Origin of the sequence: Flavobacterium sp., assembly GCF_047602195.1 — a bacterium.
Lineage (GTDB): Bacteria > Bacteroidota > Bacteroidia > Flavobacteriales > Flavobacteriaceae > Flavobacterium.
The window spans coordinates 261,996-288,173 of sequence record NZ_JASGHW010000003.1 but is presented as its reverse complement, the minus strand read 5'-3'; the positions used below and the strand labels follow the sequence as shown (position 1 = coordinate 288,173).

The following is a 26,178-nucleotide window of genomic DNA, read 5'->3' as shown; positions in this document are numbered from 1 at the left end:
CATGTCCAGAATTGCAGCCGCGTTATTGATCGTTTTCACTTTCCCGATTGTGCTGGCCTTTGCCTTGCTCATCAAATGGCAGTATCCAGGCCCTATGTTCTACAGACAAACCCGCGAAGGCAAAAATGGCCAACCTTTCGAGATCCTCAAATTGCGGACGATGGTTACCAACGCCAACCTCCTATTGGAGCAAATGTTGCAAAATGACCCCGTGCTTGCCGCTTCATGGGCCGCCACGGGCGTACTAAAAAACGATCCCCGAATTGCCGGAAAATTGGGCCGTCTGGCCCGCCAGCTCAGTATAGACGAATTGCCGCAGTTGGTCAATGTAATCAAAGGAGAAATGGCTTTCGTAGGTCCCCGCCCGCTCGAAATTCCATCGGTGGAAGCACTGCCACCGGCGACGCGAAAAATGCGTCATTCGGTATTGCCCGGGATTACTGGATTGATGCAAGTGAAATTCAGGGCCGCGAGTATCCGACAGATGATGTTCTACGACCGCATCTATGTGCACCATAAAAGTTTCGGCTTGGATTTTTTCATTTTGTGTCAAACCGTAACGGCCATCCTCAAACGCACCGGTGCGTAATTCTTTTACTTTCCGAAGAACATCTTTCCCGCGACCAGCAGCAGCACGACCGCAAAAATCTTGCGCAGCATTTTTTCATTGATATTGATCGCCACCTTGCTCCCAAAGTAGCTGCCCACGATAAAAAAAACCGAAATCACGATCGCGTATTTCCAATTGATGTTTCCCGCCTGGTGGTAATTGATTACCGCAAGTAAGGTCACCGGCGGAAGCAATGCGGCCAAACTGGTTCCCTGCGCCTGGTGCTGCGAGAACCCGATCAGCACCAACATGGGCACCATGATGATTCCGCCACCAATCCCGATCAATCCGCTCAGCATCCCCGCCAGCAAACCAATCCCGATCAAAATAATAAAAGTCGTCGTCGTCATCAATATCCGCTCGTCGGAATTTCAATCTCATACCTTTTCCTTCCGGGATTCATCAATTTCTTATCCCGCAACCACGGATTGTGGATTTTCAAAATCTTGTAGTTGATGCCTTGTGTCTTGGCAAAATCGGCCAAATCGGTAATCGCCGAATCCACCGGCACGATGCGCGTCGGCAGGTTTTGGTACAAATCGGACGGCAACACGTTGAAGCCGTATTTGTCCGGATTTTTCATGATTTCCTTCAAGGCCAGGATGCGGAACACATAACGCGAGGTTTCTTCGGTCAGCAGCAAATCATAATAATTGGTCACTTTCTGCATCTCGATCTGTTTGTTCACCCCGTTCATGCCGCCGTTGTACGAAGCCGCGGCCAATGTCCAGTTCCCGAAACGCGTCTTGGCGTCGAGCAAATATTTACAGGCCGCCTCGGTCGATTTTTGCAGATGGTAACGCTCATCGACCGCATCATTGACTTCCATTCCCTTTTCTTTCGCAGTTTCTGGCATGAATTGCCACACGCCACGCGCGCCTGCCGGCGATACCACATTGACGAGTCCGCTTTCGATTACCGCGAGGTATTTGAAATCATCGGGGACGCCGTATTTCTTCAAGATCGGCTCGATGATCGGAAACGAACGGTTCGCGCGTTTGAGGATGAGCAAGGTCGTCGCATCGAGGTTCGCATTGGTAATCAATTCGCGCTCGAAACGTTCTTTCACATCACTTATCTTCAAAGGCGCCTGCTCGCCTGCAAAGTCAATACTGTCGGGCACCACAAACCGTTGTACGGCCGTTTGCGTTTGCGTTTGGGGTTTGGGCTGATAGGTCGAATTGTAGACCAACAATCCGCTCGTGAGCACCACCGATGCCGTCAAGGCTGTTTTTTTGAACCAGTCCATAGTCATTTCATTTTAATTGGTTTTGGTAAACTTACAAAAATCGGGGAGGAATTAAAATTGGGTTTGGAAAATTTTAGCGTTGCTTCCGAAAGCGAAAAATATTGCTCGTGCCTCACTGCATTTTTCTGCTTCGGGACCCCGGGTCTTCCGCTCTATCTTTTGCTTCGCAAGCTCAGCAAAAGGATGCCGCTTCAACCCCTAACGCAGATCCCGCATCTATATTTCGTCCAGTATAATTTTGGGCAGATGTTCATTGATCCACCTAAAGCGGTTCAGGATCATGATGTGCGTCCCGCCCGGCACTACATGGCAATTCTTGATGTAGCGGATCGGGAAAATTTCGTCGGCGTCGCCATGGATGTGTACCACTTTTTCATCGATTTCGCTTCGGTCCCACAAGACTACATTGCGGATCGCCCATTGCAAATAACGGTCATCGCGCACCGACAAAAACCGGTCATACAATTCCATACGTTCCTTTACCGTTTTATTCGAAGACCACTTGGCCAGTTTTTCAATTTTATCAACCAGGTTATTTGGGACCAGCTTGTAGGCATGCAGCGCCTTGGTTACTTTCATGCGCCTAGGGAATTGGGTGTTACAGCGCACACTCGAAATGATGATTACCTTTCGGGCATCGACAAATTGGGCCATTTCCTGTACCAAAATCCCACCGAACGAAACGCCTACCAATACCGGATTGGGTTTGGTGATTTTTCGCGCAATCCTTTGGGCGTAATCCGAAAGCGAATCATTGTCGAGCGGAATTTCCCATTCAAGGAAAATCATCTCGAACTGGTCTTCGGGCAATTGGATTCTTTCAAAAATACTTGGGCTCGCCGCCAGTCCGGGCATGAAATAAACAGGAATTTTCTCCATAATTGTTTTTAACGAATAAATAACAGCCGTACGGAATATTATTCCGAAATTTGTATAAAAGTAAATTTTTCAACCGAATCGACTTTGGTTTGAACTTTATTTTATCAATAAATTATGACAACACAGCGCTTTCCCGCCGATCAAAGAGGCAAGGCCGACCACGGTTGGCTGCAGGCCAATTTCTCTTTTTCTTTTGGCAATTACTTCAATCCGAAGAACATCCAGTTTGGCATGCTGCGGGTGCTCAACGACGATACGATCGCAGCCGGAACCGGTTTCGGGACGCATCCGCACGACAACATGGAAATCATCACGATTCCGCTCGAGGGTGGTCTCAAACACCGCGACAGCATGGGCAATGAAGGCGTGATCCGATTCGGCGAAGTGCAGGTCATGAGTGCCGGAACGGGCATCTTGCATTCGGAGATGAATGCGAGCCAGACCGAGCGTGCGAAAACTTTACAGCTTTGGGTATTTCCTGAAAAGGAAAATGTCGAACCGCGTTACGGCCAGAAGTCATTCGACCTCGAGAACCAAATCAACCGTTTCGTTAAAGTTGTGACGCCACAAGACAAAAACGATGGTCACGCGCTTTGGGTGCACCAACAAACGTTTTTCAGTCTGGGCATCTTCGAGAACGGCCAAACGATTTCCTATGAGGTCAATATTCCGGGAAATGGCGTGTATCTTTTTTTGATCGAAGGTGAAATCGAAGTCGATGGCCAAACGCTGGGGCTACGCGACGCCCTCGGCATCACCGATTTCAACAACTTTGAAATCAACACCCACTCAAAATCAAAAATCTTGTTGGTCGAAGTACCAATGCAACATAATTAATCATGGAAGGAACAATGACAATGGACATCAAAGACAATACTTTCGCCAGGCAGTTTGAAGTCAATGCGCCCGAAGGTACCGTTACGGTGGAATATTCGTTTCAGGAGCGCAAGATTTTCCTGACGCGGATCAACACACCCGAAAATTTTGGCAACGATGATTTTATTACCGAGTTGCTCAAAAACATCATGGAAATCGCCTACGAACGCAAGCTGCGCGTGGTTCCGATTTTTCCGAAGATCGCGGCATTTTTTAGAAAAAATCCAGCTTATAAAGATTTATTGCCGCCCGGAATTAAGATTTAAACCAACGCCTTTCGGGGCGTTTTTTTATAGCTTTTCGAGTTGGTCGCGCGTGAGTTCACCCCTGGTATTTCCGGTGTTCAAGGTCGAAGCCGGTTCGAACAACATCACCGAAACTTCCTCTTTGGCCACAGGCCGATGCTCGACACCACGCGGCACGATTAGGAATTCATTTTCACGAAGCGTCACGGTCTTGTCGCGGAATTCCATATCGAATTCGCCTTTGAGCACATAAAACATTTCGTCTTCGTCCTCGTGTTGGTGCCATACGAATTCGCCTTGAAACTTTACGAGTTTGACATGCTGCCCATTGAGTTCACCTGCAATCCTCGGATTCCAATGGTCGCTGAACTGGGCCAGCTTTTCATTGATGTTTACCTTTTCCATACTCATTTCAAAAAATCGCCGTCGATGATTAACAGCTTGACTCCATTTTCCGAAAACGAACGGTGCGAGCTCGCGTCATCCGAAACGATGTAACTCATGCCTTGGGTAAGCGTAATTTTTTCACCGGTTTCCAATTCGCTGACAAATGCACCTTCGAGACAATGCACGATGTGCCCCTTTTGACACCAATGGTTGGCAAAATATCCCGCAGAATAAGTGACCAAACGTAAGCGCAATCCGTCGAATTGCAAGGTTTTCCAAAACGAAGTGCCGGTTTCACCTATGTGTTCGGTTTCGAGGATTTCGTCCCAGTTGATCGTTTGGAAAGGAATGATTTCCACTTTTATTCGACCATTAGTTTTTTAACCGATTGTGCCGCATCTGTAGTTATCTTAACCGAATAATTTCCGGATGCCAATGGTGAAATGTCAATCGGATGTACTGAATTTGTATTTAAAACAACCCTTCCGGTCGCATCAATGATTTCCACCGACGCCACTTTGGCATTAGGGACAAAAACAGTCAATCGGTCTGAAGCCGGATTCGGGTACAATACAAAAGCTTTTGATACAAATTTCGTTGCCGAAAGCGGCGTGACCAATGGATCGAGATAATCTGGAATGCCATTGTCATTGAGGTCGTCATCCTGTGGATCGCCATTGCCGTTGTAGTCTTCTTCGATAGTGGGCGTACCGTCGCCGTCGTCATCGGGATTCATGAAATTGGGAAAATACGGATTGCCGTTGTTGTCATCGTTGAGCACGCCATTGCCATTCAAATCTTCGTCTGCATTCGAAATTCCATCATTGTCGAAATCGCCATCGTATGGAATGGCGTCGAGAAATATGCCTCCCAACTGAAATAACTCAAACGGCCATCCCGGTGAAAGGAACGGGTCGAATACAGGACCATTGCCATTGTATTCAAAAGTCAGCGATATGAATTGATGGTTGTAAGTGTTGTAATAAATAGGTGTCAGCGGAACCTCTGGATCATCTTCTGCCCAAATGTCGTATCCGGCCATACTCTGTTCGGTATCAATTTCCAATCCCGGTCGGGCAATCGCCGAAATAAAATACGCAATATCAAAGGGTGCCGACCCATCGTTATCCATATCCAATGCATACCAAGGATTGGCGCCAAGTGGCGGTGGTGTCGGACTTTGCGCAAATCCATCAACAAAACAAAGCAGCAACAGCGAAAGTAATAATTTCCTCATGAGTGTATTTTTTTCAAATGTACACATTTGCATCAGAAACAAATACAAGCCGCGTTATTATTTAAAAACCATACCTTTACCGCATGAGTTCCGAAGAAACCAAACAAAAAGTCATTGCCTTTTTCGAAAACATTTCCAAATATTATGGCTGCAAAACCGAGATCACCGAAGGGCTGTATTCGCGCTACGAAGATTTCTCGGCCACGTCCACGACCTGGAATTTATCCGAATTTACACTGATCCGCTCCGCCTACCGCAACAACGGCGATCGGCTCATGATGGAAGGCGAGAAAATGTACTATGAGATTTCGGCCAAACTCTTGGTCGATTTCAAGCAACCGAAACGCCACACGTTTGAGTTTGTGGAATTGTACGGCAGCGATGTGTACCGGATCACGAAAGTGAAATTTCATTCGAAATATTGAGAGGAAAGACCGCTTCGCCGATAAAATAGACCACTTCGTTGCAAGAGCCAAGACCGCTGCACTACTAGACTTTAAAAAATATACTGATTTTTTTAAACCGGAATATTTGCAAATTCCATACGCACCGAACCGTCTTCGTCAATTTTCGTCAACGTGATCTCGTGTAAAGTATTGACGAGTTCCGGATTCCAAGGCGTTTTGACCTTGACGTAATTTTCGGTAAATCCGTGGATGTAGCCTTCCTTGTTTTCGCCTTCAAACAGAACCGTTCTTGAAGTCCCGAGTTGGCTTTCGTAAAACGCACGACGTTTCTTGACCGATAATCCACGCAACATTTTGCTTCGTTTCGCACGCACGTTCGCCGGAACGATTCCTTCAAACGAAGCCGCTTCGGTATTGTCGCGTTCCGAATAGGTAAACACGTGCAGGTAAGAGATATCGAGCTCGTTCAAAAAGTGATACGTTTCCAAAAAGTGCTCATCGGTTTCACCCGGAAAACCCACAATCACATCGACGCCAATGCACGCATGCGGCATCACCTCACGGATTTTCGCCACGCGCTCCGAATAGAGCTCTCGCATATAACGGCGTTTCATTTTCTTCAAAATATCATTGCTGCCGCTTTGCAACGGAATGTGGAAATGCGGCACAAACGTGCGGCTTTTCGACACGAAATCGATCGTTTCATTTCTGAGCAAATTGGGTTCGATCGAAGAAATGCGCAAGCGTTCAATCCCATCGACTTTATCGAGTTCCTGCACCAATTCCAAAAACGTGTGTTCATGCTTTTTATTCCCGAATTCACCTTTGCCATAATCGCCGATATTGACACCCGTCAACACAATTTCCTTGATGCCCTGCTGTGAAATTTCCTTTGCGTTTTTCAAAACATTTTCCATCGTATCGCTACGCGAAATGCCGCGCGCGAGTGGAATCGTGCAATAAGTGCATTTGTAATCGCAACCGTCCTGCACTTTCAAGAACGCACGCGTACGGTCGCCAATCGAATACGAACCCACATAAAAATCGGCTTCCTGGATCTCACACGAATGCACCTCGCCCATGTCGTTTTTCGACAAATCGTTGATGTAATCGGTGATCTTGAATTTTTCGGTGGCGCCCAAAACGAGGTCCACGCCATCGACTGCGGCGAGTTCTTCGGGCTTGAGTTGCGCATAACAACCTACGGCCGCGACAAACGCCTTGTCGTTGAGTTTCATCGCTTTTTTGACATACTGCTTGAACTGCTTGTCGGCATTTTCGGTGACCGAACAGGTATTGATCACATAAATATCGGCGACTTCCTCAAACTCGACCCGATCGAAACCTTCTTCCTGGAAACTGCGCGCAATGGTCGAAGTCTCCGAGAAATTCAGCTTGCATCCAAGGGTGTAAAAAGCGACTTTTTTTCTTTCCATTTTGTGGTGGGCGTTGCGCAAGCGCCTCGCTATCGGCTGCACACTGTGCTTGCCTCACACGAGCGAAGCGACTGCCGAAGGAATCGCTAACGCGGACATCCGTCTAAAATTAAGGCTGCAAATTTACACACAAAAATTAAATATGCCACGAATGCACGAATTAAAAAAAACATAATTCGTGCATTCATACACAACTTAACCCTCTGAAAATTAAAGCTATCTTAAAATCATTGCCGTGCGGTTTTGGTTTTTGTAACTTGAAACCTCATTATTAAAACACAACACCATGAACACATCAACTATTTTCGTCTGCTGTCTGCTTTTCCTGGGCATCACGACCGTCAGCGCACAGAAAAAAATCACCACCGCCGAATTGCCCAAAGGCGCCAACGAATTTCTCGAACAACATTTCAAAGGCATTGCTATTACCAAAGCCAAGAAAGACGCCGAACACGGCGAGAAAGGCTATGAAGTCATTTTAGCCGACGGCACCGAGGTCGAATTCTGGAAAGACGGCAAATACCGTGAAGTGGACGGCAAAGGCAAACCCATTCCGACTGCATTTCTCGATCCAAAGATTGTAGAATATGTCAAGAAAAATTACTCCGGAAAAGAAATCACGCACATCGATTACGGTCACAATGACGTGGATGTGGATTTAACGGGAAAGATTGATTTGGAATTCGACAAGAACGGGAATTTCCTCAAAGCGGATTAATGTGCCAATTAGATAATGAGACAATTAGATAATGAGACAATTAATTTTCTAATTGACTAATTGTCTCATTTTCTAATTACTCTTTACGCCATTTTTTCGTTTCCTCAAAAACGTGTTCCAAAATGCGCGCTTCTTTTTCATCAAATTCCACATGGCGGCGTGACATCACAATTTTTGCGGTCTCGAACGCTTTTTTGGTGATGTAGGTCGTAAATCCCGAAGCGCCGCCCCAGGAAAAACTCGGTACGAAATTGCGCGGGAAACCCGCCCCGAAAATATTCGCGCTCACACCGACGACGGTTCCTGTATTGAACATGGTATTGATGCCGCATTTGGAATGGTCGCCCATCATGAGCCCGCAAAACTGCAAGCCTGTTTTTTCGAACCCGCCGGTTTCATAGCTCCACAATTTGACTTCTTCGTAGTTGTTTTTTAAGTTGGAATTGTTCGTATCGGCACCTATGTTGCACCATTCGCCGAGCACCGAATTTCCTAAAAACCCATCGTGCCCTTTATTCGAATAACCCATCAAGACCGAGTTCGACACCTCGCCCCCGATTCTCGAATGTGGACCAACTGTCGTGGCGCCGTATACTTTGGTCGCCAGTTTCACCTGCCCGCCTTCGCACAACGCAAACGGTCCACGAATCACAGAATTTTCCATGATTTCTGAATCTTTTCCGATGTAGATCGGGCCCGATGAAGCATTGAGCGTGACGAATTCGAGCTTCGCTCCTTCTTCAATAAAAATGTTTTCAGGCGCGATGACGTTGACACTTTTCGGGATCGGTTGTGAAATACGGTCTTCGGTCAAGAGTTCGAAATCTTCGCGCAAAGCCACATCGTTCTTGGCAAAAATATCCCATGGTTTGGTCACCGTGAGGCAATCCTGGTTGTATTCAATCATTTCGTACTTGTCGAAATCGACTTCTTCCTGCGTTTCATTGGTAAAGAAAGCGATGATTTCCTCGCCCTTTATAATGGCTTGGTTCGGCTCGAGGTATTTGACCATTTCGGCCAAAATTTCATTGGGCAAAAAAGAGGCATTGATCAGAACGTTTTCTTCCATTTCGACCATTGGGAATTTTTCAGACAAATATTCCTCGGTAATTGTCGTCGTCGTTGTGCCGAGGTATTTTTCCCATTTTTCACGGATCGTCAAAATCCCGATACGGATATCGGCCACTGGACGCGTAAATGTAAATGGCAGTAAAGAATTGCGGGCTGGACCGTCGAAAAGGATGTAGTTCATGGCGGATCGTTTAATCGTTGATTCGTTTAACCGTTGCATCGGAAAACGTCCAAAGTTACAAAGTTAATTTTAACTGCATCATTCTAAATAAAAGCAATGTCGCAGATTATTAGGTAATGCTACGCACCAACATTCGTTTTTAACAAAAAACACAGTTTTTCTATACTTTAATCTGAAAAGTATTGAGTAGGGATAAACCCGATTCCCCTTCCCGATTGAGAGCAAAATACAATTTTAACCGATACGTTCCCTATAGAAAATCTATAATTCTTCTCTACTCTACCATGATTGCAATATTTACTAAAACAAAAAAGCCCTTCCAAACGGAAAGGCTTTTTCATATTTTGAACACCCGAAAGATTATCTTCCGTGCTTGGCATACTTGGTTTTGAACTTGTCGATACGTCCAGCAGTATCGATGAGTTTTGATTTACCAGTGTAAAAAGGGTGCGAAGTTCTAGAGATCTCCATTTTCACAACAGGGTATTCAACACCTTCGTGCGTGATGGTTTCTTTGGTTTCAGCGGTAGATTTAGTGATAAAAACTTCGTCGTTAGACATGTCTTTGAAAGCGACTAATCTGTAATTCTCAGGGTGGATTCCTTTTTTCATGGTAAATGTATTTTCTTTGTAATGGCTATAAATTCGTCTTGAAGCTTTCTCTTTGAAAGGTATAAACGCGTTATAACTTTTTGTTTTAATTGTTATTTTAAAGCCCGCAAATTTACAACTATTTTTTAATTATCAAATCTTTATCGGTATTTTTTTATTTCTGGACTGCAAACGATTTTTGCCCACGGTTTTAACAGAATTGCTATATTTGTTGATTCAATTAAAATAGAGTTTCATGAACGAAATCATCAAGAAAAATGGGATTACTTTCGGTGTCATCATGGGCGTTTTCTCGGTCCTGGTCACCACACTGATCTACACGATTAACCTTGAATTGTTCACCAGTTGGTGGATCGGACTGCTGGCCATCGCCATTTCGATTACGCTCGGCGTAGTGTTGTTGTCCAAAACCAAGCGCGAAATGGGCGGTTTGATGACTTTCAAGGAAGCTTTCACAACTTACTTTCTCGCCGCAGTAATCGGCAGTACCATTTCGGTTTTGTTCAACATCGTTCTTTTTAATCTGGTTGATCCTTCGGCCAAAGAAACGCTGCAGGAAATCAGCATCAAATATGCAGTCGAGATGATGCAGAAGTTCGGCGCGCGTGCCTCTGACATCAACCAGGCCGTCGCCGATATGCAAAACACTGACAATTATGCGCCCGGAAACCAATTATTCGGACTTGTTGTCAGTTTTATTTTCAGCGCCATATTCGGATTGATTCTTGCCCTGATTTTCAAAAACAAATCTTCGCAACAACTGTAAATGAATTTATCCATAGTCATTCCGCTTCTCAATGAAGAAGAATCGCTTACCGAACTCCACGATTGGATCGTTTCGGTGATGAACAGCAACCACTTTTCATACGAAGTGATTTTTATCGATGACGGAAGCACCGACAATTCGTGGCAGATCATTGAACAATTGTCGGCCAAAAACCCCAACATCCGCGGTATTCGTTTCCTCAAGAACTTTGGAAAATCACAGGCTTTGCACGCCGGATTTGCCCAGGCACAAGGCGATGTCGTGATCACGATGGACGCTGATTTGCAGGACAACCCCGAAGAAATCCCCGAACTGTACCACATGATCCTCAACGATCATTTCGATTTGGTTTCGGGCTGGAAGAAAAAACGCTACGACTCGGTGGTGAGCAAGAATTTGCCTTCGAAATTGTTCAACTGGGCGGCGCGCCGTACTTCGGGCGTCGAGCTCAACGATTTCAATTGCGGACTCAAAGCCTATCGTTCGGATGTGGTTAAGAATATTGAAGTGTCGGGCGAAATGCACCGTTACATTCCGGTTTTGGCCAAGAATGCCGGATTCGGAAAAATCGGTGAAAAGGTCGTCAAGCACCAGGCACGCAAATACGGCGAGACCAAATTCGGGATGGAACGTTTCATCAACGGTTTCCTGGATTTGATCACGATTTGGTTTTTGTCGCGTTTCGGCAAACGACCGATGCATTTGTTCGGCGCATTGGGATTGGTGATGTTTGTGATCGGGTTTATTTCGACGGGCGTCATCATTGGCGTCAAACTCGGGAAACTCGCCGCGGGATTGCCGACGATTTTGGTCACGAGCAACCCGTTGTTTTACATCGCGTTGACCACGATGATCATCGGGACACAATTGTTCCTCGCGGGATTTTTAGGCGAAATTATCTTGCGTACGAAAAACAACGAGGAACGTTATAAAATTTCAAAAAAAGTAAACTTCTAAATATAAAATACAGAATTTCAGGCTCACCTTACTGCCCTAGCCCTGATTGCAGTGGAAATCCTTTGAAAATGCAGCGCCGCGGAATTTTTAAAGATTGCAACGGAAAGCAGGAAATAGCTTCAAAAAATATAAAACATGAACATCGAAAAAGACATACTGGACCGCGTCAACGAATGGCTCACGCCGACTTTCGACGCCTCGACGCAAGACGAAATCAAGCAGATGATGACTTCCTCGCCGGCCGAATTAAAGGAAAGTTTTTACAAGAACCTCGAATTTGGAACCGGCGGCATGCGCGGCGTCATGGGCGTCGGCACGAACCGCATCAACAAATACACGCTCGGGAAAAATACGCAAGGACTTTCGAATTACCTCAAAAAGGTTTTTGCCGGAAAACAAATCAAGGTCGCGATTGCCTATGATTGCCGCCACAACAGCAACACGCTGGCTAAAGTCGTAGCTGATGTGTTTTCGGCCAACGGAATCGAGGTGTATTTATTCTCTGATTTGCGCCCGACACCCGAATTGAGTTTTGCCTTAAAACATTTGAAATGCCAATGCGGCATCGTACTCACGGCTTCGCACAATCCGCCTGAATACAATGGTTACAAAGTGTATTGGGAAGATGGCGGACAGCTCGTTCCGCCGCAGGACGCGGCAATCATCGAGGTGATTGAAGCGTTGAAATACGACGAGATCAAGTTCCAGTCGAATGAAAAACTGATCCATTACATCGACAAAGACATCGACGAAGCATTTTTCAAATCGTCGGTGGACAATGCAAGTTTTAATACGGCGCAATCTTCGAAAAGACAATTTGAACATTGTTTTTACTTCTCTGCACGGTACGTCGATTAAGGCAGTTCCACAAGTTTTGGCCAAAGCGGGCTATAAAAATGTACACATCGTTCCCGAACAGGCCGAGCCGAATGGGGATTTCCCGACCGTCAAATCGCCGAACCCCGAAGAACCGGAGGCGCTCACAATGGCCTTGGCACTGGCCGACAAGCTCGGTGCAGACATTGTCGTGGGAACCGATCCAGATTGCGACCGATTGGGCGTAGCCGTCAGAAACAACGAAGGCAAAATGATTTTGCTCAACGGCAACCAAACGATGGTTTTGATGACGCATTTTCTCTTGGAGCAATGGAAAAAGGCCGGAAAAATCAACGGCAAGCAATTCATCGGGTCGACGATCGTTTCCACGCCGATGATGCTGCAACTCGCCGACGCTTATGGCGTGGAATGTAAAGTTGGTTTGACCGGTTTCAAATGGATCGCCAAATTCATCAAGGATTTCCCTAATCAAGAATTCATCGGCGGCGGCGAAGAAAGTTTCGGATTCATGGTGGGCGACGCCGTGCGCGACAAGGATGCGGTGGCTGCTACTTTATTGATTTGTGAACTTGCCGCGCAGGCCAAGGCCAATGGCAGTTCGGTATACAAAGAATTGCTCAAATTGTACGTCGAATTCGGATTCTACAAAGAATATTTGGTTTCGATGACCAAGAAAGGCATCGAAGGTTTGGCCGAAATCAACCAGATGATGGTGGATTTGCGCAACAATCCGGTACAGGAAATCGACCACCAACGCGTGGTGATGGTCGAAGATTACAAGAATTCGGTCGCCAAGAATTTATTCACCGGGGAAACCGAAAGCATGACGATTCCCAAATCGGATGTACTGATTTATTACACCGAAGACGGTTCGAAAATCGCCGCAAGACCGAGCGGAACCGAGCCTAAAATCAAATTCTATGTCAGCGTCAACACCACGCTCGACAAAGTGGAAAACGCCGCAGCGGTCGAGGCGGAACTGGATGCCAAAATCAAAAACATCCTGACCGATTTAAACATCATTTAATGGAGAATTACAAAAAAATACTTCCTTTCGTCAAACCGTATAAAAGGAATGCGATCCTGAACATCGTGTTCAACGTTTTGTATGCCCTGTTCAGCTCGCTCTCGATGGTTTCGCTGATGCCGATGCTCAACATCTTGTTTGGCAAACAGGAAACGATTACCGAAAAACCAAAACTCGGATCGATTGGCGACCTGGGCGGTTTCCTCAAGGACACGCTCGGTTATTACGCCACCAAATTCACACAGGACAATCCCGTCAACGCCTTGTTGTTTGTCATCGGGTTGATCATTTCGCTGTTCCTGCTCAAGAACGTGTTCAATTACCTCGCGATGCGCCACATCACGGTGCTGCGCAACGGCGTGCTCAAGGATTTGCGCAACGTCTTGTTCAAGAAAATCATCGAATTGCCGATTTCGTTCTATTCCGAAAAGCGGAAAGGCGACGTCATGGCGCGTATGCTGGGCGATGTGGGCGAAGTGCAGACTTCGTTCTTCTCGATTTTCGAACTCGTCGTACGCGAACCGCTCACGATTTTGTTTACAATCATCACGATGTTTTACATCAGCGTCAATCTGACTTTGTTCGTGTTCATTTTCATCCCGATTTCGGGTTTCATTATTTCCCGGATCGGTAAATCGCTCAAGTCGAAATCGGAGCGCGCACAAATGGAATCGGGTTACTTTATTTCGATTTTGGAAGAAACCCTGAGCGGACTCAAAGTCGTGAAAAGCTACAACGCCGAGGAAAACTTCAAGACGAAATTCAACAATTCGGTCACGCGTTTGCTCAAACTCTCGAACAGCATCGGCAACAAGAACAACCTCGCTTCGCCGCTCAGCGAATTTCTGGGCATCATCACCATTGCGATTTTGCTGCTCTATGGCGGGCAGATGGTATTGGTCAGCAAAACCTTAGAAGGTGCAGCTTTCATTACCTACATGGCTTTGGCCTACAACATTTTGACCCCGGCCAAGGCGATTTCGAAAGCCTCGTACCAAGTCAAAAGCGGATTGGCCGCGGCCGACCGTGTTTTTGCCGTACTCGAGCAGGAAAATGAAATCACGAGCAAGGAGAATGCGGTCCAAAAAGACAGTTTCGACGAAATCGTGACGCTCGAAAAAATCAATTTCCGTTACGAAGAAGAAAACGTATTGAAGGAATTCTCGCTCAATGTCAAGAAAGGCCAAACCGTGGCATTGGTCGGACAATCCGGTAGCGGAAAAAGTACAATCGCCAATTTGCTCACGCGTTTCTACGACGTCAATGAAGGCGAAATCAAGATCGACGGCACCAACATCAAGGACATGCAACTCGAGTCGTTGCGCGGATTGATCGGACTCGTGACGCAGGACAGCATCCTGTTTAACGACACGATCAAGGAAAACATCTTGCTCGGCAAACCTGATGCGACCGACGATGAAATCATCGACGCGCTCAAAATTGCGAACGCTTATGAATTCGTGAAAGATTTGCCGCTCGGTATTTACACGAACATCGGCGACAGCGGCAACAAATTGTCGGGTGGACAAAAACAGCGTTTGTCGATTGCGCGCGCCGTACTCAAAAATCCACCGATCATGATCCTCGACGAGGCAACTTCGGCACTCGATACCGAAAGCGAAAAATTGGTACAGGTGGCGCTCGAAAACATGATGCAGAACCGCACCTCGATTGTAATTGCACACCGTTTGTCTACGATCCAGAAAGCCGACGTCATTGTCGTGATGCAAAAAGGACGCATCGTCGAACAGGGCACGCACGAACAATTGCTCGCTCACAACGGCACTTACAAGAAATTGGTCACTATGCAATCGCTTGAATCTTAAACCGATGACCTGTAAAAACTGCAGCAGCGAAATCAGCGGGAATTACTGTTCGAATTGTGGTCAGCCGGCCCAACTCAAACGCATCGACGGCCATTACATCATCCATGAAATCGAACATGTCCTGCATTTCGAAAAAGGGATTTTGTTTACGGTAAAAGAATTGCTGGTTCATCCCGGAAAAAATATCCGCGATTTCTTTTCCGAGAACCGCAGCAGGCTGGTCAAACCCATTATTTTTATCATTGTCACTTCGCTCATTTATTCGCTGACCAGTCATTTCTTTCACATTGAGGAAGGTTATGTGGTGACTAAAGGCATCCAAAAATCGTCGGTGACGGCCATCTTTACTTGGGTTCAGGGACATTATGGTTATGCCAACATCATCATGGGGGTTTTTATCGCGCTGTGGGTGAAATTGTTTTTCAGGAAATATGGTTATAACTTTTTCGAAATTCTGATCCTGCTTTGTTTTGTGATGGGGATGGCCATGCTGATCTTTGCCTTTTTTGCTTTTTTGCAGGGCGTTACGCACATCAAACTGATGACCGCAGCAGGAATAATCGGGTTTGCCTATTGCGCCTGGGCCATTGGTGAATTTTTCAGCCGAAAGCCGATTAATTACTTCAAGGCGTTTTGGGCGTATGTTTTGGGTTACCTTACTTTCTGCATCGCGGCATTCGCGTTGGGCAGCCTGATCGATTTAGCAATCCGGTAACATTGCCACAACATGGGTTGTTGGTGAAGCATTCCTTTTTTACTAACTTCGTGTTGCGCGCAGGCGTCCAACAAAAGCGACATGTACATCAGCGACGAACAAATCAAGCTCCCCGAAGATTGCGACACGGTCGTATGGAAATACCTCGACCTGTCGAAATTTGTCGATCTGCTGCTGTACCGCAAATTGTTCATGTCGCGTTCGGATAAATTCGAAGACCAATACGAAGGCACATTCAGTGAGCCGACTTTTGAGGAAATCCGCAAGCTCTCGGCCGACAATCCCGACTTTCTCGATTTCTACAAAACGCGCCGCAAGAATATCGTCGTGAGCAGTTGGCACATCAATGAATATGAATCGTTTGCCATGTGGCAGATTTTTACGCAAAAGAACGAAGGTTTGGCGATCCAGTCGACTTTGGGCAGGATCCAAAAGGCGCTCGAAAATGAAAAAACCTTTGACCAATACATCGGCGAGGTCAATTACATTGATTACAAAAAAGAATACATCCCGTTTGAGAACAGCTTCTTCCCGTTCCTGTTCAAGCGAAAAAGTTTTGTATACGAACGCGAAATCCGCATCATTACCGACGTGACTTCACACCATCTGACCATCGACAATGGGCTCAAGATCGATATCGGGATTGAAAACCTGATCGAGAAAATCTACATCCATCCCAAATCGGAAAACTGGTACAAGAACCTCGTGACCGAATTGGTGCGAAGACTGGGCTTTGATTTCATCATCGAAAAATCGGATCTTGAAAGCGACATCCTGATTTAGAGGAAAGATCACTTCGTTGAAAGAAAAAAGACCGCTTCGCTACAAGATTTTTCTTTCAGTACAGCGGTCTTTCAGTGAAACGGTCTTTCCTCTTTCTTCTCTTAAATCAAAATACGAATTCCAACGTCGCGTAAAAACTGCGTGTCTCCGATGGAATGATGCCTGGCCCCGGATAACCTGTCGCCCTTCTCGTAAAATATTTATTGTCGGTAAAATTGTTCACGCCCGCTTCGAGCTTGAAATTCTTCCATTTGTACGAAGCAGAAAAATCGGCCACATGGTACGCAGGAATCTTCCCTGAAATCCCACTCATGTTGTCGTTGCGATCGACCGTACTGTTGTTGGCATCGGTAAATTGTTCCGACACATAAGTAAATTGCAGGCTCGCGAGGAAGTTTTTATAACCGATCCCGGTTCCGGTCTTGAGGTTGTACAACGGCACGAATTCGACCGAATTGCCTTTGATGTTCGCTTCCTCCGACTCGGTGTATTCTGAATCGGTCAGCGAGAGGTTCGAGAACAAATTCCACTGGAAGTTTTCATTTTGCGCAAAAAACATCCGGTTGATTTTCCAGTCGAGCAACGCCTCAAACCCATAGGTAAAAGCCGTGCCGATGTTCTTGCGGACCCTGACGAAATTATTGTTGCTGTCGGTAGTCAGGTAATCCCCGATTTTTCCGTCGTAGTACAATCCAAAAACACTGGTATCAAAAGTGATCTGATCGGACAATTGTCCCCGTACACCGATGTCCGAAGTATAACCTTCCTCATCGGTAATGTGGGCATCAATGACTTGGTTGGGCACCGAGGTACGGATGTCGTTGAAGGTCACCGAACGGTAATTCATCGCCGCATTCCCATAAAATTCGATGCGTTGTTGCGGCTTGTAACTGAGCCCAATCCCGGCCAGGAAAAAATGGCGGTCCTTGGTGTTGTTTTCCGGTATGGTCTGGTCAAGAAGGATATTTCCCGCCAAATCCACATTGATTTTGCGGTAATACCCTTCGGCCTTGGTGCGTATTTTCTCCAAACGCAAACCCGGCGTAATCGAAAATCGAGGCGAAATCTTAAAGATGTTCTCGGCAAAAAAAGCCACATTTACGTTCGGGAAACGGTATTGCGATTGGTTTGGGTAATACGGAAATTCATCGGTCGCCAAATCAAAATCGGCGTTGATACCTGAACTGCCCGGCCCTTGCAGCCCCTTGTTGTCCGACTGGTAATATTTGGCCCCGATCAGAAACGTGCTCTTGTTGCCCATCAGGTTGTAACGCTGCAAATAACGCGCTTCGGCACCCCAGTTGACGAAATCCCCAACAATCAAATCGCGTTCGGTCCCGAGAATGTCACCCGTAGAGGCGCGGTTCTGGCGGAATCCTACCGTTTTACGGTTCGCGTCGAGCCCAAAAAGCTGCAACGAGAATTCGGCATTCGGGGTAAACGAATGGTCCAAACGAAGGGCAAATAAATTCCAGTCGACCGCAAACCAATTGCGCGTGCGGTTGCTCTGCAGCGGATCGTCGTAAAACATCTGGTCGGTCAAGCCGCCCGGTTGGTGCGCGAGGTAATTGAAATAAGTGTAATCGAAGTGCAGCGCGGTCTTTGCATTGAATTGGTAATTGAGGTTGGCAAAAAAGTTCTTGCTCTCAAAATTGCTGTTCGGACGGAAACCATCGCCTTTCTTGTAATTGAAATACGAATAATAACTGAACTTGCCCGGCGTGCCGCTCACGCTCGTGAAATTTGTATACAAACCATAGGACCCGATTGTATTTCGTGTCAGGAACGCAAACGGTTTTGCAACCGGCTTCTTGGTGATGAAATTGACGAGTCCGCCGAATTGCGTCCCGTATTGCAGCGAAGCCGCGCCGCGCACAATCTGGATTTCCTCGAGCGCTTCGGTCGGTGTGGCGTAATAACTTTCGGGATAGCCGAGCACATCGGCACTGATGTCGTAACCGTTCTGGCGGGTATTGAAATTGGAGGTGCGGTTCGGGTCGAGGCCGCGTCCGCCGATGCTGAGCTGCAGTCCGCCGTCGGAAGTTTCATTGATTGTGAGTCCGGCGACTTGCGCAAAAACCTGTCGCGTATTGTTGGTCGCCTTATTGGCGGTAATTTTATCGATGTTGATCACTTCGGTTTTTCTGCCCGCATAGATCGCCGTGCCTTCTACATCCTTGAGTTTGTGCAATGCAGCCCATTTTTCTTTTTGGTTTTGGACAACCACTTCGGAAAGGTTGGTGATCTTTTCCAGGGCCACTTCGTTGTTTTCGGATGGAGCAGCAAACGTTTTTTCGACGATTCCAAAACCGTCCTTGAAAAATACCAGTTCATAATCGCCTGCCTTTTCGACATCGACAGCAAACGAGCCATCGGCATTGGTCCATGTCTTTTGGCCGTTGGTTTTATTGAAAATTTCGGTCCTTCCCTTTTTTCCGTCAGAAGAAACCGTGCCCGAAATCTTGACCTGGGCACAAACGCTGATTCCCATCAGCAAAAATAAAATCGCACTAAAATCCTTTAATTTCATCGTTAAAATCGAGTATCCATTTTTTGTGGGCAAATGTATCATGTTCTTGGGCCAAATCTATGCTTGGATCGATATAAAGTTTGCTGAGCCTCCCGTTGAGTGCGACATAACTTTCGACGTGCACCTGCGGATCGGCATAACCCGCCTTTTCATAGTGGTCGTGAAGGAAATGTGCGTACTCCAGAATGAAATCGGGCTGGAATGCCATTTGTTTTTCCTGGAACGGGGTCAGGAAACGCGAATTGGCGATGTGGATCTTCTCGCCTGTTTTGGAATCGGTCACATTGAAAACGGTATAACCCGCCTTTTCCATGAGCATGACGCGCCACGAGAACCGGAAGCCTTCCTCGGTCCAGAACAATTCGTCTGGATAACACAGGTAGCGGAACGGAAACAGCAATTGGAACAGCAAAAATACAGTGATGGTTCCCATTTTTATTTGGGAAGCCAGGCTTCGAACTTCGACTTTCTCTTTTGCATTTTCAAACACGGTCAAGCCGATGCGAAACAGTTTGGCAACGGCCTGCAGGCTTTTTTTGTGGAAATCGGCGGGGAAAAAAATCAGCGTCGAGACAATCATCACATAGGGGAAAACGCCAATCGGGAACAAAATTTTGGTCAGGATGTGGAAGACCACCACGAGCATAAAAGCCCACAATCTGGTGCGTCTGTTGAGCAACAAGAACACAATGGCCAGATCGTAAATCATCCCGATCCAACTGAAGGCATAGATGACCCATTCCTGGTTCAGCAAAGGACCGATAACCGGCAGGTCGGCATTGTTGGGCAGCCAGATCTTGAGCGGCATCGCCTCGATGAGCCAATCGGAATTGATTTTGGCCAGGCCGGCGTAAAAGTAAACGATACCCAAAAGCAACTTCAGGATATCGGTATTCCACCGCGGGATTTTTTGAAAAGCGCGCTTGGGATTCTGGTATGCGTCAACCGAAAAATAAGCATTGGCCGGTAAAAAAATCATCACAAAACCCACCACCGAAATGAAATAATAATGGTTCAGGTAGGTGGTTTTGTCCATCAATTCGATGTAGGTAAAACTCAGGAAAAAAGTGATGGCCGCGATTCTATATTTGTAACCAATCGCTAGGCACAATGCGGCAATCCCACAAATGAGGAACAACAGATAGGTATAATTCCCGAGAGGTTTGACCCATTGGAAACCATAGTAGGTAAAATGGAATTCGGGGTCGATGTAGAATTTTTGGATCCAGCCGTAAGTCGCAAATCGGATCAGGCTCAGCAGCATCATAAAACCGAACGCCAGCCTGAAAAAGGCCAGCGTCGCTGATTCTGAATAACTTTCCAGATAGTTTTTGATGCGGATATTCATGGTTAGTCGCCGTCGCCGTCTACATAATCGACGGTGATGTTGAGTGCCTGCATCATATCGAGTTTGGTGTAAACGGTCTGTGCCTGCAAGGCTTGGTAAGTCGCGATCATTTTCGAGTTGTCGCTGTTGATCTGGTCTACGAAATTATTGCCCAATGCGTCGGTTGTCGCGAAAATGGCGTCGAATTGGTTGTTGATGATGTCGCTGAGCCTCGAACCGTTGCGGATGGCGTTGACATAATCGAGGTAGGATTTGAGTCCCGGCCCCTTGGTTTCGCTATTGAAATGCTTGCCGTTGAAGAAATCTTGCGCGGCTTGGAGTGAAACCAGCAGCAATTCCTTCGACACATCACCTTTGTAATAGGCTTCGACATTTTCAGGATGCAATACACCGTTCGAAAATTGCCCGCAAGGAAACCCGATTTTTGCCGTACGGATGTCGCGTTCAAAATTCTTGACAAAATTGTTGGTTGTCCGGTTGACCGAACTGCTTACGGTGGTTCCGTTGTTGGCCACGTAAGTATTCCGGTAACCGCCATTCCAGTCGGCCACGATGGCGTCGGCATTGGTTTTAAGACGTGCCATGACATCGGTTACATATTGTTTGTATTTGTTGGCGTTGGCGTTGATGGTATAAAAGGTCAGGATTTGGGCATCGCTGTCGTCCAAACCGTTGATCAGGTAATCGAGCGCCGGGAAACCTTGGCGGGTGAATTGCGCATACAACGCAAGATTGTAAGCCCCGCTGGTGATGTTGTTGTTGATCCCGTTTACATCGGTCGGATAGGTATTGGCGCTTTCCTTGAGAAAAACCGATTCGGCTTTCCCAAAATAATACATCGACACATATTGGTAAGCCTTGTAGGCTTCGAGCCAGGAAGCGCGCAATGCCGTCAGGTTATCAAGCGTAGGCGTGGCGGTAAAAGTACTGGCTTTCGCATGGAGATCGTTGACTTTTTGCTGGTAGTTTTCAAAAGCCGGAATGATGATGTTATCGGCCCAGTTGGTCAATAGCGCAGTGCGGTCGTAACCGTTTACCGGTGAATTGTCGCTGCCATTGTCACTTGAGGAACAGGCGGCCGCGACCACTACAAAAGCAAAAAACAAAAGAAACTTCTTCATTTTAAAAATTTTTGACAAAAATACGAAAGCAAAACTTACTTATCTGTATTAATTCTAAATTAATTTTAGAAAATTTCAAATGGACGACCGCCAATAAAATAAAGCCTTGTAAAAAACAAGACTGCTGATTTGCTGATGCCAACCAAAATAAATCAGCCGGATTATTTTTTTGTTTGTTTTAAAGTAAATACTTTTGCTTACGTTTAATCAATCTAAATAAAAACACCCATGAGGAAAAGTTTTTTGAAAATATCATTATTTTTTGTTGCCGCCACCGCCATCATTTCTTGTGGTGATGATGACAACCAAACACCAATCAACAACAACCTGGTCAGCAAAAAAGACATTATTGCCAACTATGCGAACATCGCATATGAAAACTACAAACAGGCTTATGACGATGCCGTGGTTTTGAAAACCGCCATCAATGCTTTCACCACTACACCGACTGAGGCCAACTTTACTGCAGCCAAAGACAAGTGGAAACTGGCCCGCGAGAGCTACGGAACCACCGAGGCTTTCCGTTTTGCCAACGGCCCAATCGACACCGGTGACGATGCGCCAGAAGGTTTGCTCAACGCCTGGCCGCTCGATGAAAATTACATCGATTATGTAGACGGCAACAGCAATGCCGGCATCATCAATGATCTGGGAACTTACCCAAACATCACGACCGATTTGCTCGTTGACCTTAATGAGGCCGGTGATGAAAAAAACATCAGTACCGGTTACCACGCGATCGAATTTTTGCTTTGGGGACAGGACCTCACCGACCCTACGGCAGATACGCCAGGGCTTCGTCCGTATACTGATTTCGTAGATGGCGGAACGGCTGCAAACCAAGACAGAAGAAGAGCTTACCTCAATGCCTGCGCAGATTTGCTGATCGAGCACCTCGGATATTTGGTAGACCAGTGGCAGCCTGAAGGCGAATACCGCACGGCTTTCCTGGCATTGAACGAAAACGAAGCCATTAAAAACATCTACCTCGGCATCACGACCTTGGTGATGGCTGAATTGCCTGTAGAACGTATGGAAGTGGCTTTGGCCAACGCCAACCAGGAAGATGAACACTCTTGCTTCAGCGACAACACCCACCGTGATATTTTCCTGAACATGCAAGGGGTGATCAATATCTATGAAGGCAAATACGGTGCAATCGAAGGCGCTTCTTTGCAGAGCCTCGTCAATACCGTCGATCCGTTTACGGGATTGCAAACCAACAATGCGATCAATGCCGCTGAGGAGGCCGTAGACGACATCCTTACCCCATTCGACCACGCGATTTCAGGCGGAGCCGAATCGACCGAAGGTGCGAAAGTACAGAACGCTGTAGTTAAATTGAAAGAATTGGGCTCCAACCTTTTGGCAGGCGCCACCAAATTGGGAATCAACGTAAACGGTTAATTCCTATTTTTGCAAAAATAAATTTAGAAAGTGTTCCTTGTTTTTCAGGGAACACTTTTCTGCTGTAAAACAAGAATGAAAAAGACCCGAAATATTGTCGCTTTTTTGCTGGGTGTACACTTGGTGCTCAGTTGCAGTTCTGATGACGCGCAAGAGGAAACCTACCTCCCGATTGCCGTAGAATCCCCCGAAGAAATGTCCGGTGGTTACAATACCACGGTATTCAACCAAACAGTGGAAGCTTTCGGCTTTGCAAGTAAAAAACTCACCGCCTCGGAGCAGACCGATTTTGGAGTCGGAAATTCGTTTTTCAGGCAAAGCTGGATTTCAGCCCCATCCTCAACCACAGCGCGCGACGGACTTGGCCCTTACTACAATGCCGTTTCTTGTGGAAGTTGCCATTTCAAGGATGGACGCGGACGGCCACCGATGAACACAAACGACCTCGGACACGGTTTGTTGCTGCGTCTTTCACTCGAAGGCCACGACAGCAACGGCAATCCATTTGAAGATCCGGTTTATGGCGGGCAATTGCAGGACAATTCCATCAACAATGTCATCCGGAAAGGAAATTATTCGATTACCTACACCACAGTTACCCGAAACCATGGCCGATGGTCATGTGGTCGAACTCCAACAACCAACCTACCATTTCATCGATCTCGGCTATGGCCCGATGGCTACCGGCTTGCTGGTATCCCCAAGGATCGCCAACCAGATGGTCGGTCTGGGGCTGCTCGAGGCCGTCACCGAAGCGGACATCCTGAGCCGCGTCGATGAAGCCGACAGCAACCACGATGGCATTTCAGGTCGCGCCAATTATGTGTATGATGTGGCCTCGAATGCCCAAAAGTTGGGGCGTTTCGGATGGAAAGCCAACCAGCCGTCGATACGCCAACAAGTAGCGGCCGCATTTTCGGGAGATTTAGGCATCACCTCGAGCCTTTTTCCTAACGAAAACTGTCCGCCCGGTGTAGATTGCGACGCCATTCCCAACGGCGGTTCGCCTGAAATTCCCGATTTGGCACTCAACCGTGTGGTGCTGTATTCGTCGACCTTGTCGGTCCCGGCACGCAGGAACCACACCGCACCCAATGTGGTCGCCGGAAAAAAAGTATTCAACGACCTCAATTGTGTGGCCTGCCATACGCCCAAAATGCAAACCGGAAACACCTATCCTATTGTCGCTTTGCGCAACCAGACCATCCGTCCTTACAGCGACATGCTGTTGCACGATATGGGTCCGGGACTCGCCGACAATGCCCCAAGCTTCCAGGCCAATGGCTTTGAATGGCGTACCCAGCCACTTTGGGGAATCGGTTTGATCCAGACGGTCAACGGACATACCAATCTTTTACACGATGGCCGCGCCCGCAATGTCGAGGAAGCGATTTTGTGGCACGGCGGCGAAGCGCAACAGGCCAAGGAGCGCTACAAACAGCTCACGGCCAAGCAGCGCAGCGACCTGCTCGAATTCATCAACTCACTTTAATCCCGAAATATGGGCTAATAAAAAAGGTTTGACTTCAATCGTCAAACCTTTTTTTATGGTATGGGTTCTGAATTATATCGGTTGGTAATCGGCGACTTTCCAATCCTTGGTCGACAGGTCGATGTAATGGTAATGGATGACATCGTTCTTGTCGAATTCGCCATTTTTGTTGGTGTCCTCGATGGTCCGGAAATACAATCGGTTCATCGATTCAAGCAGGCTCCAATCGATCAGCTCCTGGAAATCTGCCGACATTTTGGTGAATCTACCGCCGTTGCTTTCGCTCAAATACAAGGTCTTGATGTCGCTCGCATCGAGTTTGCCGTCCTTGTTCGTGTCCATATCGGCCAAGGCATAGACCATAACCTGTTGCTTGGTTTTCTCGGCCACCGATTTGAGGTAGGTCGCCGTTTGGATCAGTAGCGGCTTGTCGGACAAGGCATGGATCGAATCGGAACCGATTTGCTGGAACTTCAAATTGCGCAGGTAACCCGCAATCTCGCCTTCGCTGTAATTGGAAATCGTAAACCCGATGTCGTTGGTCGCCGAACCCGATTCGTATTTTTTCGCGCCGCCATAAATATTCAAATCACCGACCGGATGGATCAAATAATTGGTCCCCGGAATGTGGATGGGCAGGTCGGCCACTTCAATTTGCGTGGTATCGGTTTTGGGTGCCGGCTTTTCCTTGGCGGTACTTTCGTAGCTGACTTTGGGTTTCTCATCGGCTTCTTTGTTGCAGGCGACAAATAACAGCGCCGTCATTCCGATCAAAAGGAGATTTATATTCTTCATAGGAATACCATATTGGACTTTGTGTCAAATATAAGGATTTTGACAGTAAATGCTTCCGTGATTCAGGAGTTAATTAATTGGTAAAGGATGAGGTCTGCGGAAGCGGTACAAAAAGAAAAAATTGAGCGCGACCAATCCCAAAAACGAATAACCAATCAAGGGCATTTTTCGGAACAATCCATCAAAATCTTGCAGCACTTGATACCCGAATGATTTCGGTGCTTCTTTGGGATGCCAATACATACCGCCACAAGTCCACCTTTCAGGAATTTCCCTGCTTGCGGAAAACTTCTTTTGGGGAACCACATAGGCGTAAATGTCCTGCCGTTTGTCTACATAGTATAAAACATCTTCTATGAGCAACGCATCGAACGCATGGACAAAAACCTCATAGTCCGTTTTCCCGAAACGCAACTTGATGCCATTGATACTGTCGCCTTCGGCTTTGAGTCGGCGGCATTCGAGCTGCATCTGCTTGAGTTTTCCCTTTTCGCAGCACTCAGGCTTTTCGAAAACGAAGTCCTTGTATTTTCTGGGCAGCGGAGACGCGTTTGCCTTCATCATCTGATTTGACCCTCTTTCGATGTCATAGCGCATTGACGATTGTATGCGGGACCTTTCTACTTGCCGGAAATAATCCGAACACAGCAACAACAGCAACACCAA

At 46.8% G+C, this 26,178-nt stretch carries 27 protein-coding genes and 1 pseudogene; 14 read left to right on the top strand and 14 right to left on the bottom strand.

All coding sequences use genetic code 11. The annotated features are described in order from the left end of the window. The first annotated feature begins 1 nt into the window (after position 1). Complete coding sequence (locus tag QM717_RS04660) at positions 2-589, top strand: sugar transferase (RefSeq protein ID WP_415035329.1); 588 nt, start codon at positions 2-4, stop codon at positions 587-589. A 5-nt stretch (positions 590-594) separates the two neighbouring features. Here the strand turns inward: QM717_RS04660 and QM717_RS04655 are convergent, their stop codons facing one another. The 3 genes from QM717_RS04655 to QM717_RS04645 all read right to left on the bottom strand — a co-directional run bounded on the left by QM717_RS04655 (position 595) and on the right by QM717_RS04645 (position 2,738). Then, a complete protein-coding gene (locus QM717_RS04655; RefSeq protein ID WP_415035327.1) occupies positions 595-960 on the bottom strand; it encodes a sulfite exporter TauE/SafE family protein in 366 nt (121 codons plus the stop codon). Next, the gene (locus tag QM717_RS04650; RefSeq protein WP_415035325.1) at positions 960-1,859 is read right to left on the bottom strand and encodes a lytic transglycosylase domain-containing protein; all 900 of its coding nucleotides are present in this window, start codon (positions 1,857-1,859) and stop codon (positions 960-962) included. The genes QM717_RS04655 and QM717_RS04650 overlap by 1 nt, the downstream gene beginning before the upstream one ends. Before the next feature lie 216 nt (positions 1,860-2,075). Next, entirely contained in the window at positions 2,076-2,738 is a 663-nt protein-coding gene (locus QM717_RS04645; protein WP_415035323.1) for an alpha/beta hydrolase, read from the bottom strand. 114 nt (positions 2,739-2,852) lie between these two features. Here QM717_RS04645 and QM717_RS04640 point away from each other — a divergent pair, with 114 nt between their 5' ends. Both QM717_RS04640 and QM717_RS04635 read left to right on the top strand, forming a co-directional pair. Then, entirely contained in the window at positions 2,853-3,575 is a 723-nt protein-coding gene (locus QM717_RS04640) for a pirin family protein (RefSeq protein WP_415035321.1), read from the top strand. 20 nt (positions 3,576-3,595) lie between these two features. Then, positions 3,596-3,880 carry a GNAT family N-acetyltransferase gene (locus QM717_RS04635; RefSeq protein WP_415036007.1) on the top strand — a complete coding sequence of 95 codons (285 nt, stop codon included), beginning with the start codon at positions 3,596-3,598 and terminating at the stop codon, positions 3,878-3,880. 24 nt (positions 3,881-3,904) lie between these two features. On the opposite strand, the gene QM717_RS04630 is transcribed toward QM717_RS04635, so the two are convergent. The 3 genes from QM717_RS04630 to QM717_RS04620 are packed head-to-tail and all read right to left on the bottom strand — an operon-like array spanning position 3,905 to position 5,483. Continuing rightward, positions 3,905-4,264, bottom strand: coding sequence for a cupin domain-containing protein (locus QM717_RS04630; RefSeq protein WP_415035319.1), 360 nt, complete (start codon positions 4,262-4,264; stop codon positions 3,905-3,907). Positions 4,265-4,266: 2 nt separating this feature from the next. Further along, the gene (locus tag QM717_RS04625; protein ID WP_415035317.1) at positions 4,267-4,605 is read right to left on the bottom strand and encodes a DHCW motif cupin fold protein; all 339 of its coding nucleotides are present in this window, start codon (positions 4,603-4,605) and stop codon (positions 4,267-4,269) included. A 2-nt stretch (positions 4,606-4,607) separates the two neighbouring features. After that, a complete protein-coding gene (locus QM717_RS04620; protein ID WP_415035315.1) occupies positions 4,608-5,483 on the bottom strand; it encodes a T9SS type A sorting domain-containing protein in 876 nt (291 codons plus the stop codon). Between the two features lie 83 nt (positions 5,484-5,566). On the opposite strand from QM717_RS04620, the gene QM717_RS04615 reads away from it, so the two are divergent. Continuing rightward, the gene (locus QM717_RS04615; RefSeq protein ID WP_415035313.1) at positions 5,567-5,908 is read left to right on the top strand and encodes a hypothetical protein; all 342 of its coding nucleotides are present in this window, start codon (positions 5,567-5,569) and stop codon (positions 5,906-5,908) included. Positions 5,909-6,000: 92 nt separating this feature from the next. Here the strand turns inward: QM717_RS04615 and mtaB are convergent, their stop codons facing one another. After that, positions 6,001-7,326: a tRNA (N(6)-L-threonylcarbamoyladenosine(37)-C(2))-methylthiotransferase MtaB gene (mtaB, locus tag QM717_RS04610; RefSeq protein ID WP_415035311.1), complete on the bottom strand. Its 1,326-nt coding sequence runs from the start codon at positions 7,324-7,326 to the stop codon at positions 6,001-6,003. Between the two features lie 286 nt (positions 7,327-7,612). On the opposite strand from mtaB, the gene QM717_RS04605 reads away from it, so the two are divergent. Beyond that, positions 7,613-8,044 carry a PepSY-like domain-containing protein gene (locus tag QM717_RS04605; protein WP_415035309.1) on the top strand — a complete coding sequence of 144 codons (432 nt, stop codon included), beginning with the start codon at positions 7,613-7,615 and terminating at the stop codon, positions 8,042-8,044. A 76-nt stretch (positions 8,045-8,120) separates the two neighbouring features. Here QM717_RS04605 and QM717_RS04600 read toward each other — a convergent pair whose 3' ends face one another. Together QM717_RS04600 and QM717_RS04595 are read right to left on the bottom strand one after the other, a co-directional pair. Then, entirely contained in the window at positions 8,121-9,296 is a 1,176-nt protein-coding gene (locus QM717_RS04600; protein WP_415035307.1) for a GlmU family protein, read from the bottom strand. Positions 9,297-9,656: 360 nt separating this feature from the next. Then, positions 9,657-9,908 (bottom strand): type B 50S ribosomal protein L31, encoded by a 252-nt coding sequence (locus QM717_RS04595; protein ID WP_415035305.1) that lies wholly within the window; start codon positions 9,906-9,908, stop codon positions 9,657-9,659. 235 nt (positions 9,909-10,143) lie between these two features. Between QM717_RS04595 and QM717_RS04590 the strand changes: the two genes are divergently transcribed. From QM717_RS04590 to QM717_RS04565, 6 genes and pseudogenes are all read left to right on the top strand, one after another. Further along, a complete protein-coding gene (locus tag QM717_RS04590; protein ID WP_415035303.1) occupies positions 10,144-10,674 on the top strand; it encodes a DUF4199 domain-containing protein in 531 nt (176 codons plus the stop codon). Further along, complete coding sequence (locus QM717_RS04585) at positions 10,675-11,631, top strand: glycosyltransferase family 2 protein (RefSeq protein WP_415035301.1); 957 nt, start codon at positions 10,675-10,677, stop codon at positions 11,629-11,631. It begins immediately after the preceding gene. A 135-nt stretch (positions 11,632-11,766) separates the two neighbouring features. Then, positions 11,767-13,495: pseudogene (locus QM717_RS04580) on the top strand (phospho-sugar mutase). Then, positions 13,495-15,321 (top strand): ABC transporter ATP-binding protein, encoded by a 1,827-nt coding sequence (locus tag QM717_RS04575; protein WP_415035299.1) that lies wholly within the window; start codon positions 13,495-13,497, stop codon positions 15,319-15,321. Before QM717_RS04580 ends, QM717_RS04575 begins: the two are co-directional and overlap by 1 nt. Before the next feature lie 4 nt (positions 15,322-15,325). Further along, the gene (locus tag QM717_RS04570; RefSeq protein WP_415035297.1) at positions 15,326-16,036 is read left to right on the top strand and encodes a DUF3667 domain-containing protein; all 711 of its coding nucleotides are present in this window, start codon (positions 15,326-15,328) and stop codon (positions 16,034-16,036) included. Between the two features lie 81 nt (positions 16,037-16,117). After that, entirely contained in the window at positions 16,118-16,819 is a 702-nt protein-coding gene (locus QM717_RS04565; protein ID WP_415035295.1) for a hypothetical protein, read from the top strand. Positions 16,820-16,925: 106 nt separating this feature from the next. Here QM717_RS04565 and QM717_RS04560 read toward each other — a convergent pair whose 3' ends face one another. The 3 genes from QM717_RS04560 to QM717_RS04550 are packed head-to-tail and all read right to left on the bottom strand — an operon-like array spanning position 16,926 to position 21,818. Then, positions 16,926-19,310 carry a TonB-dependent receptor domain-containing protein gene (locus tag QM717_RS04560; protein WP_415035293.1) on the bottom strand — a complete coding sequence of 795 codons (2,385 nt, stop codon included), beginning with the start codon at positions 19,308-19,310 and terminating at the stop codon, positions 16,926-16,928. A 19-nt stretch (positions 19,311-19,329) separates the two neighbouring features. Further along, positions 19,330-20,697, bottom strand: coding sequence for an HTTM domain-containing protein (locus QM717_RS04555; RefSeq protein WP_415035291.1), 1,368 nt, complete (start codon positions 20,695-20,697; stop codon positions 19,330-19,332). Between the two features lie 2 nt (positions 20,698-20,699). Continuing rightward, positions 20,700-21,818, bottom strand: coding sequence for an imelysin family protein (locus QM717_RS04550; protein ID WP_415035289.1), 1,119 nt, complete (start codon positions 21,816-21,818; stop codon positions 20,700-20,702). 228 nt (positions 21,819-22,046) lie between these two features. Between QM717_RS04550 and QM717_RS04545 the strand changes: the two genes are divergently transcribed. The 3 genes from QM717_RS04545 to QM717_RS04535 all read left to right on the top strand — a co-directional run bounded on the left by QM717_RS04545 (position 22,047) and on the right by QM717_RS04535 (position 24,717). Then, positions 22,047-23,225: an imelysin family protein gene (locus QM717_RS04545; protein ID WP_415035287.1), complete on the top strand. Its 1,179-nt coding sequence runs from the start codon at positions 22,047-22,049 to the stop codon at positions 23,223-23,225. Between the two features lie 75 nt (positions 23,226-23,300). Further along, positions 23,301-24,005, top strand: a complete 705-nt coding sequence (locus tag QM717_RS04540) for a di-heme oxidoredictase family protein (protein ID WP_415035285.1) — start codon at positions 23,301-23,303, stop codon at positions 24,003-24,005. Then, complete coding sequence (locus QM717_RS04535) at positions 23,902-24,717, top strand: di-heme oxidoredictase family protein (RefSeq protein WP_415036005.1); 816 nt, start codon at positions 23,902-23,904, stop codon at positions 24,715-24,717. Before QM717_RS04540 ends, QM717_RS04535 begins: the two co-directional genes overlap by 104 nt. Before the next feature lie 72 nt (positions 24,718-24,789). On the opposite strand, the gene QM717_RS04530 is transcribed toward QM717_RS04535, so the two are convergent. Together QM717_RS04530 and QM717_RS04525 are read right to left on the bottom strand one after the other, a co-directional pair. After that, positions 24,790-25,512, bottom strand: coding sequence for a hypothetical protein (locus QM717_RS04530; RefSeq protein WP_415035283.1), 723 nt, complete (start codon positions 25,510-25,512; stop codon positions 24,790-24,792). Positions 25,513-25,581: 69 nt separating this feature from the next. Next, complete coding sequence (locus tag QM717_RS04525; protein ID WP_415035281.1) at positions 25,582-26,076, bottom strand: hypothetical protein; 495 nt, start codon at positions 26,074-26,076, stop codon at positions 25,582-25,584. Between the last annotated feature and the right edge of the window lie 102 nt (positions 26,077-26,178).

What these genes read in the sequence shown, in the direction of transcription:
- QM717_RS04660 (WP_415035329.1), top strand. Translation starts at nt 2, where the DNA reads ATGTCCAGAATTGCAGCCGCGTTATTGATCGTTTTCACTTTCCCGATT.
- QM717_RS04655 (WP_415035327.1), bottom strand. Translation starts at nt 960, where the DNA reads ATGACGACGACGACTTTTATTATTTTGATCGGGATTGGTTTGCTGGCG.
- QM717_RS04650 (WP_415035325.1), bottom strand. Translation starts at nt 1,859, where the DNA reads ATGGACTGGTTCAAAAAAACAGCCTTGACGGCATCGGTGGTGCTCACG.
- QM717_RS04645 (WP_415035323.1), bottom strand. Translation starts at nt 2,738, where the DNA reads ATGGAGAAAATTCCTGTTTATTTCATGCCCGGACTGGCGGCGAGCCCA.
- QM717_RS04640 (WP_415035321.1), top strand. Translation starts at nt 2,853, where the DNA reads ATGACAACACAGCGCTTTCCCGCCGATCAAAGAGGCAAGGCCGACCAC.
- QM717_RS04635 (WP_415036007.1), top strand. Translation starts at nt 3,596, where the DNA reads ATGGACATCAAAGACAATACTTTCGCCAGGCAGTTTGAAGTCAATGCG.
- QM717_RS04630 (WP_415035319.1), bottom strand. Translation starts at nt 4,264, where the DNA reads ATGGAAAAGGTAAACATCAATGAAAAGCTGGCCCAGTTCAGCGACCAT.
- QM717_RS04620 (WP_415035315.1), bottom strand. Translation starts at nt 5,483, where the DNA reads ATGAGGAAATTATTACTTTCGCTGTTGCTGCTTTGTTTTGTTGATGGA.
- QM717_RS04615 (WP_415035313.1), top strand. Translation starts at nt 5,567, where the DNA reads ATGAGTTCCGAAGAAACCAAACAAAAAGTCATTGCCTTTTTCGAAAAC.
- mtaB (WP_415035311.1), bottom strand. Translation starts at nt 7,326, where the DNA reads ATGGAAAGAAAAAAAGTCGCTTTTTACACCCTTGGATGCAAGCTGAAT.
- QM717_RS04605 (WP_415035309.1), top strand. Translation starts at nt 7,613, where the DNA reads ATGAACACATCAACTATTTTCGTCTGCTGTCTGCTTTTCCTGGGCATC.
- QM717_RS04600 (WP_415035307.1), bottom strand. Translation starts at nt 9,296, where the DNA reads ATGAACTACATCCTTTTCGACGGTCCAGCCCGCAATTCTTTACTGCCA.
- QM717_RS04595 (WP_415035305.1), bottom strand. Translation starts at nt 9,908, where the DNA reads ATGAAAAAAGGAATCCACCCTGAGAATTACAGATTAGTCGCTTTCAAA.
- QM717_RS04590 (WP_415035303.1), top strand. Translation starts at nt 10,144, where the DNA reads ATGAACGAAATCATCAAGAAAAATGGGATTACTTTCGGTGTCATCATG.
- QM717_RS04585 (WP_415035301.1), top strand. Translation starts at nt 10,675, where the DNA reads ATGAATTTATCCATAGTCATTCCGCTTCTCAATGAAGAAGAATCGCTT.
- QM717_RS04575 (WP_415035299.1), top strand. Translation starts at nt 13,495, where the DNA reads ATGGAGAATTACAAAAAAATACTTCCTTTCGTCAAACCGTATAAAAGG.
- QM717_RS04570 (WP_415035297.1), top strand. Translation starts at nt 15,326, where the DNA reads ATGACCTGTAAAAACTGCAGCAGCGAAATCAGCGGGAATTACTGTTCG.
- QM717_RS04565 (WP_415035295.1), top strand. Translation starts at nt 16,118, where the DNA reads ATGTACATCAGCGACGAACAAATCAAGCTCCCCGAAGATTGCGACACG.
- QM717_RS04560 (WP_415035293.1), bottom strand. Translation starts at nt 19,310, where the DNA reads ATGGGAATCAGCGTTTGTGCCCAGGTCAAGATTTCGGGCACGGTTTCT.
- QM717_RS04555 (WP_415035291.1), bottom strand. Translation starts at nt 20,697, where the DNA reads ATGAATATCCGCATCAAAAACTATCTGGAAAGTTATTCAGAATCAGCG.
- QM717_RS04550 (WP_415035289.1), bottom strand. Translation starts at nt 21,818, where the DNA reads ATGAAGAAGTTTCTTTTGTTTTTTGCTTTTGTAGTGGTCGCGGCCGCC.
- QM717_RS04545 (WP_415035287.1), top strand. Translation starts at nt 22,047, where the DNA reads ATGAGGAAAAGTTTTTTGAAAATATCATTATTTTTTGTTGCCGCCACC.
- QM717_RS04540 (WP_415035285.1), top strand. Translation starts at nt 23,301, where the DNA reads ATGAAAAAGACCCGAAATATTGTCGCTTTTTTGCTGGGTGTACACTTG.
- QM717_RS04535 (WP_415036005.1), top strand. Translation starts at nt 23,902, where the DNA reads ATGGCTACCGGCTTGCTGGTATCCCCAAGGATCGCCAACCAGATGGTC.
- QM717_RS04530 (WP_415035283.1), bottom strand. Translation starts at nt 25,512, where the DNA reads ATGAAGAATATAAATCTCCTTTTGATCGGAATGACGGCGCTGTTATTT.
- QM717_RS04525 (WP_415035281.1), bottom strand. Translation starts at nt 26,076, where the DNA reads ATGATGAAGGCAAACGCGTCTCCGCTGCCCAGAAAATACAAGGACTTC.